Origin of the sequence: Azospirillum sp. BE72 (assembly GCF_031455875.1) — a bacterium.
Taxonomy (GTDB): Bacteria; Pseudomonadota; Alphaproteobacteria; order Azospirillales; family Azospirillaceae; genus Azospirillum.
In genome coordinates this window covers 33,568-47,592 of record NZ_JAVDTO010000022.1, presented here as the reverse complement: position 1 = coordinate 47,592, position 14,025 = coordinate 33,568, and the positions used below count along the sequence as shown (strand labels likewise).

The window sequence follows — 14,025 nt, the reverse complement described above, 5'->3', positions numbered from 1 at the left end:
ATCCAGCGATCCCGGAAAACCGACAACGACAGGCGATGTCGCCGTAAAGTAGTTCATGCAAATTGTCACTCAGCAAATGTAAGGGATTCTTCGTCTCATCGTCATCCAAATGATGCAAAAAGTAGAGAGGATGCTGCAAAAAGCAGAAAGTGGATCGGGTGAAAAGTGCCGCGCCATCTGCACACCTCCCAGGCGCTGACGACCGTCTCCGAAGAGGACTGGGCCCTTGCCCGTGAGCGCGAACCCATCGTTCGTGACTTGATGCAGAACCCTCCCCCCTATGGCGCGCGGGCGGAAGCGATGGCGGCGGCGGCCGGCGAACTCAATGTCACCCCCAACTATCTCTACCGTTTGCTCAAGGCCTACGAAGCCGATCCCCGGACACGCTCTCTGCTGCTGAAGACACCAGGACCTGCCGGTGGCGCCCAGCGCCTAGATCACCGGGTCGAGGCGATCATCGAGGAGGAGATCAAAGGCAACTACCTGACCCTCCTTCGCCCCAAGAAATCGTTGCTGATGAAGGGAATTCAGGCCCGATGCGCGGTGGAGGGCCTGACCAAGCCGGCTCGCCAGACCGTGGACGCCCGGCTGGCGGCGATCAGCAAGCGGGAACAGACCAAGCGCCGCCACGGCCGTAAGAAGGCGCGTGACGAGTTCAACCCGATCCGGGGATCGCTCGAGGCTGAGCGCGCTCTGGAGGTCGTCCAAATCGACCACACCCCGGCCGACCTTCAGGCCGTCGAACCCGACAGCCTGGAGGTGATCGGACGGCCCTTCATCACCTTGGCCGTCGACATCCGGACCCGCATGTACTGCGGCTTCTACCTGACCTTCGATCCGCCCTCGGCGACCAGCGTCGCCGCCTGCGTTGCCCATGCGGTGATGGACAAGAGCGAGTGGCTGGTGGCTCGGGGGTTGCCGGCTCGTTGGCCGGTCATGGGTCTGTGCGAGGCCGTCCACACCGACAACGGCAAGGAGTTCCACTCCAAGGCCTTCACCCGAGCCTGCGAGGATTACGGCATCGAACTGCGCTACCGGCCGCCCGGCACACCGCACATGGGCGGCCATGTCGAGCGCCGCATCGGGCATCTGAGCCAGGAACTGCATCTGCTGCCCGGCACCACCTTCTCCAACATCAAGGAGCGTGGCGTCTACGACGCTGCCGGCAACGCCTGCCTCACCATCGCTGAGATCGAGTGGCTGGTGGCCAGCATCATCCTGGAGCACCACGCCACCTTCCACGAAGGCATCGGCACGTCGCCCAACGCCAAGTGGGCGGCCGACACCGAGGGCAAGGTCTTCCGGATGCCGGCCGACCTGAGGACCTTCCACCGCGATTTCTTGCCGTTTGAGGAGCGGACGGTGCAGCGCGACGGCGTCCACCTGTTCAACATCTCCTACTGGCACGACGCGCTGACGCCCTTCCTCCACGACAAGCGCAAGGTCACGGCCCACTACAACCCTGCCGACCTCTCCAAGGTCTTCATCCGAGGTGTGTCGGGCGAGTACCTTGAAGTTCCCTACCGCAACCTGCGACGTCCGGCCATTTCCCAGTGGGAGCACAAGGCGGCGAGACGGGCGCTGCGCCGTCAGGGGCGCGCCGGCGTCGACGAGGCAATGATCTTCGACATGGTGCTGGCCCGGCGCAAGCTGGTGGACGAGGCCAGCAACCGCAGCCGGCGGGCCCGTATGGAGCGGGCACGGAGCGCGGGGCCACGGTCGGTCCCTACCCTGCTGGCGGTTTCGACCCCACCCGCCGTCGACGCGGCGTATCGGGTCGTGCCCGACGGCGCAGACGACGCCCCGCTCGACCTGCCTTATTACGACACGGAGAGCTGGGATGATTGACGACTACCGGCATCTCGGACCGTCGGCGCTGGAGGTGATCGCCCTGTCTCCCGAGGAGCGCATCGTCCGCATGCAGGGTCGCCGCTTCACCGAATACCCGCGGTGCCGGTTCGTTCTCGACCTCATGCTCGAACAGCTCGAGCAACCACCCGGCACGATCAAGCCCAACCTGCTGATCTGGGGCGAATCCGGCCAGGGCAAATCCACGATCATGGCCAAGCACCTGCGCGACCACCCGGCGGTGTTCGATAAGAAGACTGGGGTGCGACGCACCGCAACGGTCGGCCTTGAAATGCCGCCGATGTGCGACGTCAAATGGTTCTACACCCAGTTGCTCCGGGCCATCGATGCCCCAGTCAGCGAGTCCCGTGCCAACATCCCGCTTCTGGCAGACCGCGTCGTTACCCTCTATCGCCTGACTGGAGTCCGCCAAATCCTGATCGATGAGGCGCACAACATGCTGATGGGCACGCTGCGCCAGCAGCGGATCATGCTGACAGTGATCCGCCATCTGACCAACGTGCTGGGCATCCCGCTTGTTCTTTTCGGCACCCAGGATGCCCGCGAGGCGCTGATGCACGACCATCAGCTCACCCGCCGCTTCCGCTTCGTCGAGCTGCCGGTATGGGAGGCGGGGGAGGAGTTCCAGACGATGGTCGGCAGCGTCCTGCGCACCCTGCCGCTGCGCCGGCCCTCAACCCTCACCACGCGCTCGATCCGGGCGCTGCTGTCCCACTGTGGGGGAACCACCGCCAAGCTCTTCGAGACGCTCACCGACCTCGGCATCGACGCAATTCAGGTCGGTGAAGAACGGATCACCGCCGACATGGTCAACGAGTTCATCGGCCGGCCAGGGATGGGGTGACCGGCATGCGGCTGTTCGCGTCCATCCCGGATTTGCCCGTCGTTCCACCGCCGGCTCCAGGCGAGGCGCTGGGCGGCTGGGCGGAGGCGATCGCCGACCTCTACGGCCTGAGCCGGGCCGATTATCTGGAGCGGCTCGGTGTACCACGCCGCTGGGTGACCGAAGCGATAAACCGGGACCTCGTGTTTCGGCCGCTGCCCAGCGTGATGGCGCGGCTGCAGGTCGACACAGGGATTGCCGAGGAGGTGCTGCGGGGAATGACTTTCACAGGGCTCGACCAGCCGCTGGAGGAGGTCTGCCGAAACCACTACGTTCCCTGCCCGGAGTGTGCCTATGAGGCGGAGCGCCGCGCGGATCGGCCGGTCGAGCTGTTGTTTGCGCGGGCCGCTTGGCGCGTGGTGTGTCCTCTTCATCCCCCAGACTTGGATCCACGGGACGTGGTGGCCGGGGTCCCACTACCGGCCTTCTACGACCAGGTGCGGCAGGTCATCGGATTCCTCGATCGGGCGGCCTTCGACCGATCCCTGTTCCAGGAAGTGGTTGGGACCCGCCTAGCGCCTGCCTATTCCGTCGACGTCTTCCTGTGGTTCGTCTACCTGCTCAACAGCTACCTCAGGGTCGAGGTCTTCGATATCGACACGATGCGCGAGTGCTGCGAGTTCCGCATCCTGGACGCCTACGACGCGAACGCCGACCTCCAGCCGGTGCCGCTGCCCGCGGAGGAGCGCAATGGGTTGGCCGTATCGCTGGTCCTGGCTTGGCAGCTCCTCGCAGCGCCCTTCACCACCCTGTTTGCCGGCTTGCGCACGACCAACCAGGCCGGCCGCAAGACCAGGCGCGATGAGGGGCAGTTCATGGCCGTGATCCTAATGGTCCTAGAGTTCTGGCCGGGCGAGATTCTGGCGATACCAATGACGGGCGGTGCTCTGTCCGTTGGGTGGCCGCCGAAGGATACGGTCGCCACGCGCACCGCCCAGACCCTCGCCAAGCCGTGGAGCAACCATGCCAGTTACGCGGAGCGCTTGGCCGAAGCCCATTGGAATCACACAGCCTGGGTCAGGGCACTTCTGGCCGACCGATCCCTGGTCACGGGGCCCCATCATGTTTCCCGCTTCCCATGGGTTGGCCCTTTCCATTACCGGCCGGTGGCGTCCAACACCCGATCCGCGTCGCGGGTCGACGCCGCGCGTCAAGCGGCCTGGAACAAGCGCAACCTCGGTCTTGGTAAGCGGCCGGGTTTGCCGCGGTTTCCGGAGACGGCGATCCGGCGCGCCCGACAGCCCTCCACATCGCGTCCGAACTGGACAGCCCCTTGCCTGACGATCAGCCCGCACATTGTGGATGCCGTCCGGCAGGTTCTGGAGGCTCATGGGCCATTGCCGAAGAAGCTCCGCGCCCGCGAGCGCCGTGCGCTCATGCGCAAGCTTTCAGCGGCTGCCACCAAACTTCTGGCCTCCCAGGCCGAGGGGAGCCGTTAGCATGAGCCACGCGACCACGGAATGGCAATTCCAGCACAGAGGCGAACCAACCAGCGATCCCCCTTAGGATCGATTCTCTGAGTGAACCTCATGGTCAAAACGGTCTTCAACGGGACGGGATCCCGCCGAGGGGGCTCAGCATTGGCCATCAGCCCTGTTCCGGCTTTTCCACAGGGAGCTTTGCAGCCTTCCATGCCGTCCAGGAGCCGGGGACGTTGATCACATCCCGAAAGCCATACCGCTTGAGCAGGCTGGCCGCGATCGAAGCCCGATACCCGGTGCCGCAATAGGTCGCCACCGGCTTGTCGGGATCGAGTTCGCCCAGATGCTCCTCGAGATGTGGCAGGTAGGCGTGGCGGGCGGCCGGCACGCGGCCACCGGCCCACTCCTCGTCACTGCGCACGTCGAGGATGATAAGGGTCTTGTCCCGCCGATTCCGATCGAGCTCGTGTACGGTCCACTCGCGGACATGCGTCAACTCGAACGCCGCATTCTGCCAACTGGTCATGCCGTCGAGGAGATGGCCACCGATGTTGTCGTAGCCGAGGCGGTACAGGTGCTCGACGACGGGAACGAGGTCGCTCTCGCTCTCGACCACCAGCAGGAGCTCGCGGTCCGGATCGACCATCCAGCCCACCCAGGTGGGGAACTCCGGCCGCAGCGCAATGTTCAGGGCGCCCGGCACGTGCCCGCCGCCAAAGGCCAGGATGGAGCGCGTGTCGAGTACCAGGGCCTCCGACCTCGATGCCCGCTCCCGGAACTCGCCCGGCGGCAGCGGCGGCACGACGGGCAGGCCTCCACGCAGTGGCGCGCCTGCGGCGTTGACCTTCTTCAGCCGGGCGTAGTGGCGCGGCGGCTCGGGCATGGCGCCGAGCAGCCATTCCACGAACTCGTCCTCGGATCTTGGCCGCAGCGCCTCGCTGTAGGCCCGCTCGTTTCCGATGGAGGTCTGGTTGCGGTCGCCGATCGCCCGGCCGCAGGACGACCCTGCACCATGCCCGGGGAACACCTCGACCCTGTCGCCCAGCGGCAGGAGCCTGTCGAAGAGCGAGCCATGCAGTTGCCTGGCGAGCCGCCGCTCCGTGCCACCCCCCAGAAGGTCCGGACGGCCGACGTCGAGGTTGAACAGCGTGTCGCCGGTGAACGCCGCGAACGGTTCCTCACCCTGCATGGCGTCGAAGGCGAGCAGGGAGACGTGCTCCGGCGTGTGACCGGGCGTGTGTAGGGCGCGCAGCCGCACGCCGCCGAGGTCGACTTCCTCGCCATCCCCGAGTTGGTGCAGGTCGAAGCGGTAGTCGTCCGACCGGCCGCCGTGGATCACGGCGCCGGTACGCGCGGCCAACTCATGCGCGCCAGAGACGAAATCGGCGTGGATGTGGGTCTCGATGACATGCGTGATCCGCACACCACGGCGCCGCGCGGCATCGAGGTACACGTCGACGTCGCGACGCGGGTCGATGACCGCCGCCAGCCCTGTCGCGTCGTCGCCGACGAGGTAGGACAGCTGCGCCAGTCCCTCCGCCTCAATCCGGTCGAGTACCAGTCCCATGGTGATCGTCCTTTGTCCGGGAAACAGGTGCCCACACCCGCGCGCCAGCGATGCCGGGCGCAAGCAATTGACCGTAGTTTCCTAATGTCTAATGGATTTGCTTGCGATCCGAACAGGCAGCGGCCAGAGTGGTTCCATGGGTGATGCGGCACTGGCGACAGGACTGACGTGGCATCCCGCCACTGCTCACGGACGGTCGAGCAGGGTTGGGTTGCGGCCACGCCCCTATCGCGGTTAGCCTCAAGAGAGCGTAGCAGGGAGACGGTGTTGGATCGCACGGCGACCATGGTTCGGAGACTGGTGGCGGGCCTGCTCATGGTGGCCGCGCTGGTTACCGTCGCCGGTTCGGGCACCGTCCAGGCGTTTCCCGGTGCGGCCTTCGCCCAGTCGTCCGATGCGGTCAGCGCGGTGGCGGACCAGCGGCAAGGCAGCGTGCAGGAGGTCGTGTCCACCGCCCGCGACGCCGAGCGGCCCTGCGGCCGCAACGGGAACGCGTCCGGTCTGGCGCGGTGTCCCACGGTTCAATGCATCACGGTCTGTGGCGGCCTGCCCACGGCCACGTTCGCTGTTCCTCCCCCTTCCGCAGACGGCGACGCGCATGGCTTTGTGACCGACGACCCGTCGCGCGGCATCTCCACCATCCCCGACCTGCCTCCCCCGCGTCCGTCCGCCTGAGCGGTCACGGAGCCGTCTGCGCGAACGGGCGTTGCCTGTCTCGCCATTGCCTTTCGTGACCGGATCGCCGGACACCGCCGCCCGCAGGGCGCGGTGCCCGTTGGCTCGACCCTGCTCACGGACCATGACATGCTCTCCCTCCTGATGCGGCGCCATGTGCTGGCGCCGATCGCGGCGACGTTCTTCGCCATGCTGGCGCCGTCCTCCGCCGACGCAGCCGCCGGACCGATGTCGGCAAGCCAGGCATCGCACACGCAGATCCTGTCCCCGGTGAACGCTACGGGGGACCTGGAGACGGTTCCCGCCGGATTGCGCATCCTCCTGGAGGACGGGTGGAAGACCTACTGGCGCAGCCCCGGGGACGCCGGCATTCCGCCCCAGATGGACTGGACCGGCTCGACGAATGTCGCGTCGGTCGCGGTGCACTGGCCCGCGCCGCACCGCTTCTCCACCCTCGGCATCGAGACCCTAGGCTACAAGGGCGAGGTCGTTCTCCCCCTCGAGGTGAAGCCTGAACGGCCGGGCGACCCAATCTCGCTGCTCGGCAAGGTCGACTTGCTGGTGTGCAGCGACATCTGCGTCCCGGCCGCGCATCAGGTCCGGCTGGACCTTCCCGCCGGTGCGGCGGCGCCCGATGCGGATGCCGGCAACCTGATCGCCCGGTTCGACGCCCAGGTCCCCGGCGACCGGAGCGCCTCGGAACTGGCCGTCGAGCGGGTCTGGGCCGACGCCGCGCAGAAGACGCTCGCCGTCCGCGTGACATCGGTCACGGTGCCATTGACGGAGCCGGATGCCTTCATCGAGGGCGGCGACTGGGCGTTCGGCAAGCCCGATGTGGTGTTCGAGGATGGTGGGCAAGCGGCAGTTCTGACCTTGCCGATCGCGGCGGGTCCCGACCCCGTCACCTTGCCGGGCAAGCCACTCACCGTGACGGTCGTCGACGGCGGGCGCGCCGTCGAGGCCCCCGTCACCGTCTCGGCCGAGGCGCCCGCGGTCGCCAGCCGCTTGGCCGATCTCCTGCCGTTCCTGGCGGTGGCCCTGCTCGGCGGCCTCGTGCTCAACCTGATGCCCTGCGTTCTGCCGGTGCTCTCCCTCAAGCTGATGTCGGTCATCCGGCAGCAGGGGCAGGAGCGTCGCCGGGTGCGGTTGGGCTTCCTGGCGACGGCGGCGGGTGCCATCGCCGCCATGCTCGTCCTCGCGGGCACCCTGGCCGCCTTCAAAGCAGCGGGCGGGGTGGTCGGCTGGGGCATGCAGTTCCAGCAGCCCGTCTTCATCGCCGCCATGGTCGTTATCCTGCTCGCCTTCACCGCCAGCATGGCGGGAGCCTTCGAGGTCCGGCTTCCGTCATCGGTCATGACCATGCTGGGCGGCATCGGCGGCAACGGGTTGGCCGGGCACGTCGCCATGGGCGCCTTCGCCACCCTGCTGGCGACCCCCTGTTCGGCGCCCTTCCTCGGCACCGCCGTCGGCTTCGCCCTGGCGCGTGGTCCGCTCGAGATCCTGGCCGTGTTCGGTGCGCTCGGGATCGGGCTCGCCAGCCCCTACCTGCTCGTCGCGGCCTTTCCCAGTGCGGTCCGGCTGCTGCCGCGGCCGGGGCGATGGATGGGAGCCCTCCGCCATCTTCTCGCCCTGGCTTTGGCCGGGACGGCGGTCTGGCTTCTCACGGTCCTCGCCGCCCAGACCTCGATCACCGTGGCCGGGAGCATCGCGGTGGCCGCCGCCGTCGCCATCGCCGCCATGACGCTGGCCATGCGCGGCGGTCGGAACCTACGCCTTGCGGCTATGCCGGTCGCGGTGGCGGCGCTCGCCGGGACGCTGGCCATCCCGGCCTTTCTCGGCCACCGCGCCATGGCGGCACCGGACGCGGCGGCGGTGTCGGCCCAATGGAGGCGGTTCGACCAGGCGGAAATCGGCAAACTGGTCGCCCAGGGCCAGACCGTCTTCGTCGACGTGACTGCCGACTGGTGCGTCACCTGCATCGTCAACAAGAAGATGGTGGTCGAGCGCCAGCCGGTGGCGGGCGCCCTGTCGGCCGATGGCATCGTGGCGATGAAGGCCGACATGACCAGTCCGGACGCGGCCATCATGACCTACCTCGCACAGCACGGCCGCTACGGCATTCCCTTCAACGTGGTCTACGGCCCCGGCGCGCCGCATGGCGTCGTCCTGCCCGAGGTGCTGTCCGAGGACGCCGTCCTCGACGCCCTCCGCAGGGCCCGGTCAGCCGGGTAAGCGAGCGCACGGGAGACGGGAGCGGTCAAGCGGCCTCTCCCCCGTACGTCATCCGACAGCCTTTCCCTGAACACCCGAGACCTTCCCCACATCCCGACCCCGGAGAATCATCCCATCATGGCTTCAAACCCGACCAAGATCTTCGCAGCCCTGCTGGCTTCAACCGTTGCCGTGGGCGTCGGTGCTGTCGCAGTGTCCTCCTTCGTGGCGCCAACCTCCGCCGAAGCAACGGCGGTCCCGCCCATGGTCGCCGAACTTGGCCCCGAAGCACTGGCACGCGGGCCGAGCGCCGTGGTGGCCGGCAACCCCCAGGGCGACGTCACCCTGATAGAGTATTTCGACTACCAGTGCCCGGTCTGTCGCCGGGTCCATCCGGCCGTCAAACAACTGGCCGCCGAGGACAAGGGCGTCCGGATCATCCACAAGCACTGGCCGGTGTTCGGGGCCTCCTCGATCTACGCCGCCAAGCTCGCGCTCGCCGCGCGTTGGCAGGACCGCTACGAGCAGGTCCACAATGCCTTCATGACCATCCCCGGCCGCCTGGACGATGACAAGATCCGGAAGGCCGCCGGGGAAGCCGGTCTGGACCTGGCACGGGCCGAGCGCGACCTGAAGGAGCGTGATGCGCAGATCGATGCAGCCTTCAAGGAGGTGTCGGCGCAGGCCGCCATGCTGCAACTCCGGGGCACGCCGGGCTTCATCATCGGCAACTATATCGTTCCCGGTGGGCTGGACCTGAAGGCGATGAAGGAGGTCGTCGCCGAGGTTCGCGCGAAGCGGAAGAATGGGGGCCAGGGATGAACGCCGACGTGACCGCCCTGTCGACCGATGTTGGTGGTCTCGCGCCGGTGCGGCCGTGGCATGGCGTAGCCGCGGCTATCGGCACTTTCCTGGTGCTCGGCACGGTCACGGCGGTCTGGCCGAACCCGGTGTTCGTGCGGATGACGCCGACCCAGGGCTTCGAGGTCTGGCTGCTGGCCATACAGTCCGTGCTGGTCGGCGTGTACGTCGCCATCCGGCGGCCCCGATGCCCTGTTCGCGGCGCCGGTTTCGGCAGCCTGCTCGGGTTTCTCGGCATTGCCTGTCCGACCTGCAACAAGATCCTGCTCTTCGCCTTCGGGTCGGACCTGCTGCTCACCTATTTCGAGCCCTACCGGCTGCCGCTGGCCGCGGCCGGCGCGGCTGTGATGGCGGTGGCGGTCTCGTGGGAATGGAGGCAGCGCACCCGGACCGTGACCTGCCCTGTCGGGAGCAGCTTTGGACAGCCGGACGGCATCGGTACGGGCCGGCAGTGAGGATCCGGCGCCATGCCCCAGCCCCTACACAAAGGTGTTGCAGGCCATGCGGCCTGCAACATTACTCTGGGCATCATCACTTCTACTTAAAGTCCGAACACGAGCGGCGTGCTCCGTCGGAAGCCGACACGGTCCGCTGGGTTCGACGGCGCTACTGAACCGCCTCTCGTATCTGCTGCTCCATATCGGGCGTGACCTGAGCCGGTCGCGCAGGAAGGGGCTGACTCCCGCGCTTGCCATTGTTCCCAATGTCGTCAATGAGCAGCTTCATCTCAGCGATCTCGCGAACCTGTGATTCGATGATTTTATCCGCGAGCTTGCGCACGCGGGGGTCGCTGATGCTGGCGTTGCTTGCATTATTGATGGCGATGGAGTGGTGCGGGATCATCGACTTCATGAAGCTGACATCGCCGATTAGGCCCTGACTGCGGTTCACGTAGAGGAGTATAACTCCGACCAGCACGGCTCCGACCAGCACGGCGATCTTAACGGCCATACCCCTGTACATTGACCACATGAAGCCGAGCATCACGATAGTCATGACGCACCCCATAACGAGCGAGGAGACCAGCCGATTTACGCTGAACAGGGCGTGATCGAGCGAATAAACAAGCTGGTACATCAAAAAGAACATGATGACCGTTGAGGTTGCGATCATTGCCACAAACCGACCCCAACCCATTTTCATCATGTTCCTATGGTGATTTTGCTCGTGTGACATTGCGGCTTCCTCTACCCCATCCTGCCCAATGAGGGGGAACAAAACCCCCATCATTTTTGTTCCCGCACAGTTTGTCATTGTCGTGGCATACCGCTCCACGAACTCTGCCAGAGCGAGCATGAGAGGGGCTGGGTAAGACGGGCTGCGTATCAGGTGTAGGGATCGAAGTAGACGATGTCTTCCATTCGGACCTTACCCTTGGCGACGCCCCGGTGCTCCGCCGGGGGCAGGCCGCCCTCACCCGTGAAGCACCAGTTGTACCAGACCCGGAAGATGTCGAGGCACTTGCCGACCATCGCCGGGTCATAGGGCGCGTAGCCGTGCCAAACGCGCCGCGCCCGGCGCGTCGGCGAGATTGGGCGCTCCAGAAGCCGCAGGCGGCGCCGGACCAGCATAAAGAAGCGGTCGATGGCGTGAAGCGAGGCTCGGTTGAACAGATGGGCCAAGCGGACCAGGGCGTCGGCGCCGTAGCCGTTCAGGTCGGTGAGCAGCACGATCTTTTTCTCTGGCTCGGCCATCGTCAGGAACGGGTGCTTGACCCACACGCCGTCGAGCCTGGCATGTTCCTCCGGGCTGGCGTCAACGACCGCCTGGATGCGCTCTCGCATCACTGCGACCTTGACGTGCCGGACCTCGGTGGGCGTCGCCAAGGCTGGGCCCAGGCCCGTCGCCGTCAGCGCCTCATCCAAGCGCATCTTGGCCTCCGCCGGAGCGGCGCGCTTTTCGTCCACCGTCCGGTCCTTGGCGATGGCGACGAAGAAGGCATCGATCAACGGGCCATAGCTTCTACGCCGATCCGTAGGCCGCCGCCAGTCCCGCATCCCTGCACCACGCTGGCTGGGGTGGAAAGCGGACGGTCCGCCTTTGTTGATGTTTTGGATCAGTCGGACGCGCGGGGTTCGATCAGGTCCCAGAGATTTCCGTAGAGATCTTCGAACTTGGCGACCATCCCGTACGGCTCCGATCTCGGTGGTTCGCGGAATACGACGCCTGCCGCGAGGTAACGGGCATGATCGCGGGCGAAGTTGTCCGTCTCAAGGAACAGGAAGACCCGACCGCCGCCCTGTCGGCCGACGGTGGCGCTCTGTTGTTCCCCGATGGCTCTTGCGAGAAGGAGCGAGGCGTCGCCTCTGGGAGGGCCAACGACGACCCAACGCTTGCCGTCCGCCAGCTTGGTGTCCTCCCCCGTAGCTCGAAACCGAGTTTGCCGACGTAGAAGGCGATCGCCTCGTCGTAGTCTCGGACCAGCATCGTCGCGAGGGACAGGCGCCGACGTCCCGTTCGATCGTCAACCGTCATCGGCTGTGGTCTTTCATGTCTGGCATCCCTCGACCGATGAAGTCGCGAAGGAGATCCGGCATCAGCCTAGTCTTTTTCAGCGCCGGATCGTCGGCCCGTAGATCAACGTAAAGGTCGATGCAGGCTTCGATGGCGTCCCTCACCGAAGCGACGTCGTGACGAGCGAGGGTCGTCGTCAATCTCTCATGCTCGTCCAACCGCAGAAGCTCCAGGCGTCTCACACCCCGCTGGTTCTTGCCGGCACGTCGATGGAACAAGGGGCCGAGCACCTGTTCGCGGAAGAAACCAAGCATGCCGATCGCCTCGTAGAGTTCACCGCGAGCGAGCTTGGTGGCCGCGTAGTGCAGCCAGATCCAGGCGCGGGCTTCGAACCATTCGGAGGGTAGGTTCGGCCATTCGACCCGACCGAACCGAACACGCCTCTCAACTTCCGCATTGTCCCGGGCAAACAGGATCGCACGGCGTTCAATTTGATGGTCGAGGTCGGCAGCCAGGACGAACTTCAAATCTACGTGCAGAAGTGGTGGACCGTAGAGACAAATCAGAAGCCGCGGCTCACCGACATGCTCGCCCGTGAAGGCACCGAGTAAATCGGGCAACGCTTCGGCAAAGGCCATACGCGACGCCATGACGCCTGAGTAGCTGTCATCCTCAACGACGATCAAGAAGTCGAGGTCCGAGTGCTCATCGAAGCCTCCGTGAATGTACGAGCCGCCAATCAGAAGGGCGCTGAACCGATCGTCGAATGCGACCGCATCGCGGACGCATTCAAGAAACGTGGCATGAGGATGGGGAAGGGTGCTGGGCATGTTTTTCTCCTAGCCAGCACCTCAGGATGCAATGATCAGAGGTGCCTTTGCAAGCTGTCACTTGCACATCGACAACGGCTGCTTGCGTGTGAATGGGGGGCGAGTAGCCGCCCGGCTTCTCGGGGTCACTACACGAAAGGCGCACTTTCGTGTAGTACCCCTGGAAGCCTCAAGAACGTGGTTACGGGGGGAGAACTTTTCGTGAACTCTCCGGTTGGACTTCAAAGTTGTTGTCTTGCCGCACAGTTGGCAGTAAAGGCCAGGGACACCGCCCGTACCACTAAGGCGGTAGTTGTCCCGGCTGATCGGGGATGATGCCGCAGGACGACTACGTGGTGATGTGCGGCTGGGCGACACACCGAAGTTGGCGCAGCCGGGCGTTTTGCAGAAATTTACTTCAATTCCCGAGCATTCTTCGGGAATCTGCCGCTGATTACTTGTCGAAGAAATCTTCGGCATGAAGACGCGCACTCCGGCACCGCCGCGACGGGGGTCAGAGTGCGAGTTCTTGTAATGTTCTAAAAGTCAACTTTCGGCGGAACCGCCTCTGCCCGGCGGGGCCGGACAGTAGTAGGCAGTTTCGGGAAAGCGCAACACCTTTGTGTGGGGGCTGGGCGCCATACCGTCCTCCGTTTCGAACGCGGGACGCATGGCGACAAGGCGGTCGGAGCCCGATCGGGAACGCTTCAGCTAAGTCTAATGTTGGGATTGGACACCCGCGCAGCCCGCACCCCGTGCGGTTGTCCGGATACTGCACAGCAATTCCGACAAAGGAGGCAATCTTGCTGCCAGCCACCGCGTCCCGCGTGGAAAACGCCACGTCCGAAGACCTCAACCGCCATTTCGCCAGCGAAATCGAGGAGAGCCTGCGCCACCACGCCGAACACCCGGAGCACATCGACCACCGACTGGACGAACTCGACCACGAATGGGACATCGAGCGGACGCTCGAGGCGAACGCCGCGACCCTCGCGCTGACGGGTACGCTGCTGGGCGCCTTCCTCGACCGGCGCTTCCTGGTCCTGCCCGCTGTCGTGACGGGATTTCTTCTCCAGCACGCGCTCCAGGGCTGGTGTCCGCCGGTTCCAGTGTTTCGGCGCCTCGGCATCCGCACCTCTGCGGAGATCGACCGCGAGCGTTATGCGCTGAAGGCCCTGCGCGGTGATTTCAGACGGCTCAACGCACCTCCTATGGACACGGACGCACCCCCGCGCCTGCGGGCCAGGGCAGCGTTGGACGCTACCGAGGCGTGAG

The 14,025-nt window shown here is 65.6% G+C and carries 13 protein-coding genes; 8 read left to right on the top strand and 5 right to left on the bottom strand.

Going from position 1 to position 14,025, the window contains the following annotated elements; all coding sequences use genetic code 11:
- Nucleotides 1-165: 165 nt before the first annotated feature.
- From J2Y49_RS29530 to J2Y49_RS29520, 3 genes are read left to right on the top strand one after another with little or no spacing between them, the layout of a single operon-like run.
- Nucleotides 166-1,848 (top strand): Mu transposase C-terminal domain-containing protein, encoded by a 1,683-nt coding sequence (locus J2Y49_RS29530; RefSeq protein WP_310119109.1) that lies wholly within the window; start codon nucleotides 166-168, stop codon nucleotides 1,846-1,848.
- On the top strand, nucleotides 1,841-2,713 hold the full coding sequence (locus J2Y49_RS29525; protein WP_310119108.1) for a TniB family NTP-binding protein: 873 nt from the start codon (nucleotides 1,841-1,843) through the stop codon (nucleotides 2,711-2,713). Before J2Y49_RS29530 ends, J2Y49_RS29525 begins: the two co-directional genes overlap by 8 nt.
- Before the next feature lie 5 nt (nucleotides 2,714-2,718).
- Nucleotides 2,719-4,191 (top strand): TniQ family protein, encoded by a 1,473-nt coding sequence (locus J2Y49_RS29520; protein ID WP_310119107.1) that lies wholly within the window; start codon nucleotides 2,719-2,721, stop codon nucleotides 4,189-4,191.
- 148 nt (nucleotides 4,192-4,339) lie between these two features.
- Here the strand turns inward: J2Y49_RS29520 and J2Y49_RS29515 are convergent, their stop codons facing one another.
- Nucleotides 4,340-5,740: a rhodanese-like domain-containing protein gene (locus J2Y49_RS29515; protein ID WP_310119105.1), complete on the bottom strand. Its 1,401-nt coding sequence runs from the start codon at nucleotides 5,738-5,740 to the stop codon at nucleotides 4,340-4,342.
- A 285-nt stretch (nucleotides 5,741-6,025) separates the two neighbouring features.
- On the opposite strand from J2Y49_RS29515, the gene J2Y49_RS29510 reads away from it, so the two are divergent.
- The 4 genes from J2Y49_RS29510 (at nucleotide 6,026) to J2Y49_RS29495 (ending at nucleotide 9,942) form a co-directional block, all read left to right on the top strand.
- Nucleotides 6,026-6,415 carry a hypothetical protein gene (locus J2Y49_RS29510; protein ID WP_310119103.1) on the top strand — a complete coding sequence of 130 codons (390 nt, stop codon included), beginning with the start codon at nucleotides 6,026-6,028 and terminating at the stop codon, nucleotides 6,413-6,415.
- A 129-nt stretch (nucleotides 6,416-6,544) separates the two neighbouring features.
- Entirely contained in the window at nucleotides 6,545-8,647 is a 2,103-nt protein-coding gene (locus J2Y49_RS29505) for a protein-disulfide reductase DsbD domain-containing protein (protein ID WP_310119102.1), read from the top strand.
- Between the two features lie 117 nt (nucleotides 8,648-8,764).
- Complete coding sequence (locus J2Y49_RS29500) at nucleotides 8,765-9,448, top strand: DsbA family protein (protein WP_310119100.1); 684 nt, start codon at nucleotides 8,765-8,767, stop codon at nucleotides 9,446-9,448.
- Entirely contained in the window at nucleotides 9,445-9,942 is a 498-nt protein-coding gene (locus tag J2Y49_RS29495; protein ID WP_310119099.1) for a hypothetical protein, read from the top strand. Before J2Y49_RS29500 ends, J2Y49_RS29495 begins: the two co-directional genes overlap by 4 nt.
- 151 nt (nucleotides 9,943-10,093) lie before the next feature.
- Here the strand turns inward: J2Y49_RS29495 and J2Y49_RS29490 are convergent, their stop codons facing one another.
- The 4 genes from J2Y49_RS29490 to J2Y49_RS29480 all read right to left on the bottom strand — a co-directional run bounded on the left by J2Y49_RS29490 (nucleotide 10,094) and on the right by J2Y49_RS29480 (nucleotide 12,771).
- Nucleotides 10,094-10,783, bottom strand: a complete 690-nt coding sequence (locus J2Y49_RS29490) for a DUF305 domain-containing protein (protein ID WP_310119098.1) — start codon at nucleotides 10,781-10,783, stop codon at nucleotides 10,094-10,096.
- A gap of 29 nt (nucleotides 10,784-10,812) precedes the next feature.
- Nucleotides 10,813-11,436: a hypothetical protein gene (locus J2Y49_RS29485; protein WP_310119096.1), complete on the bottom strand. Its 624-nt coding sequence runs from the start codon at nucleotides 11,434-11,436 to the stop codon at nucleotides 10,813-10,815.
- 107 nt (nucleotides 11,437-11,543) lie between these two features.
- Nucleotides 11,544-11,834 carry a VOC family protein gene (locus J2Y49_RS32505; RefSeq protein ID WP_409017931.1) on the bottom strand — a complete coding sequence of 97 codons (291 nt, stop codon included), beginning with the start codon at nucleotides 11,832-11,834 and terminating at the stop codon, nucleotides 11,544-11,546.
- 124 nt (nucleotides 11,835-11,958) lie between these two features.
- Complete coding sequence (locus J2Y49_RS29480) at nucleotides 11,959-12,771, bottom strand: hypothetical protein (RefSeq protein ID WP_310119095.1); 813 nt, start codon at nucleotides 12,769-12,771, stop codon at nucleotides 11,959-11,961.
- Nucleotides 12,772-13,553: 782 nt separating this feature from the next.
- Between J2Y49_RS29480 and J2Y49_RS29475 the strand changes: the two genes are divergently transcribed.
- On the top strand, nucleotides 13,554-14,024 hold the full coding sequence (locus J2Y49_RS29475) for a hypothetical protein (protein WP_310119093.1): 471 nt from the start codon (nucleotides 13,554-13,556) through the stop codon (nucleotides 14,022-14,024).
- Nucleotide 14,025 lies beyond the last annotated feature (1 nt).

Bases quoted from the DNA above. Each gene is read 5' to 3' on its own strand.
- J2Y49_RS29520 (WP_310119107.1), top strand. From the start codon at position 2,719: ATGCGGCTGTTCGCGTCCATCCCGGATTTGCCCGTCGTTCCACCGCCG.
- J2Y49_RS29500 (WP_310119100.1), top strand. From the start codon at position 8,765: ATGGCTTCAAACCCGACCAAGATCTTCGCAGCCCTGCTGGCTTCAACC.
- J2Y49_RS29480 (WP_310119095.1), bottom strand. From the start codon at position 12,771: ATGCCCAGCACCCTTCCCCATCCTCATGCCACGTTTCTTGAATGCGTC.
- J2Y49_RS29525 (WP_310119108.1), top strand. From the start codon at position 1,841: ATGATTGACGACTACCGGCATCTCGGACCGTCGGCGCTGGAGGTGATC.
- J2Y49_RS29515 (WP_310119105.1), bottom strand. From the start codon at position 5,740: ATGGGACTGGTACTCGACCGGATTGAGGCGGAGGGACTGGCGCAGCTG.
- J2Y49_RS29495 (WP_310119099.1), top strand. From the start codon at position 9,445: ATGAACGCCGACGTGACCGCCCTGTCGACCGATGTTGGTGGTCTCGCG.
- J2Y49_RS29505 (WP_310119102.1), top strand. From the start codon at position 6,545: ATGCTCTCCCTCCTGATGCGGCGCCATGTGCTGGCGCCGATCGCGGCG.
- J2Y49_RS29510 (WP_310119103.1), top strand. From the start codon at position 6,026: ATGGTTCGGAGACTGGTGGCGGGCCTGCTCATGGTGGCCGCGCTGGTT.
- J2Y49_RS29490 (WP_310119098.1), bottom strand. From the start codon at position 10,783: ATGCTCGCTCTGGCAGAGTTCGTGGAGCGGTATGCCACGACAATGACA.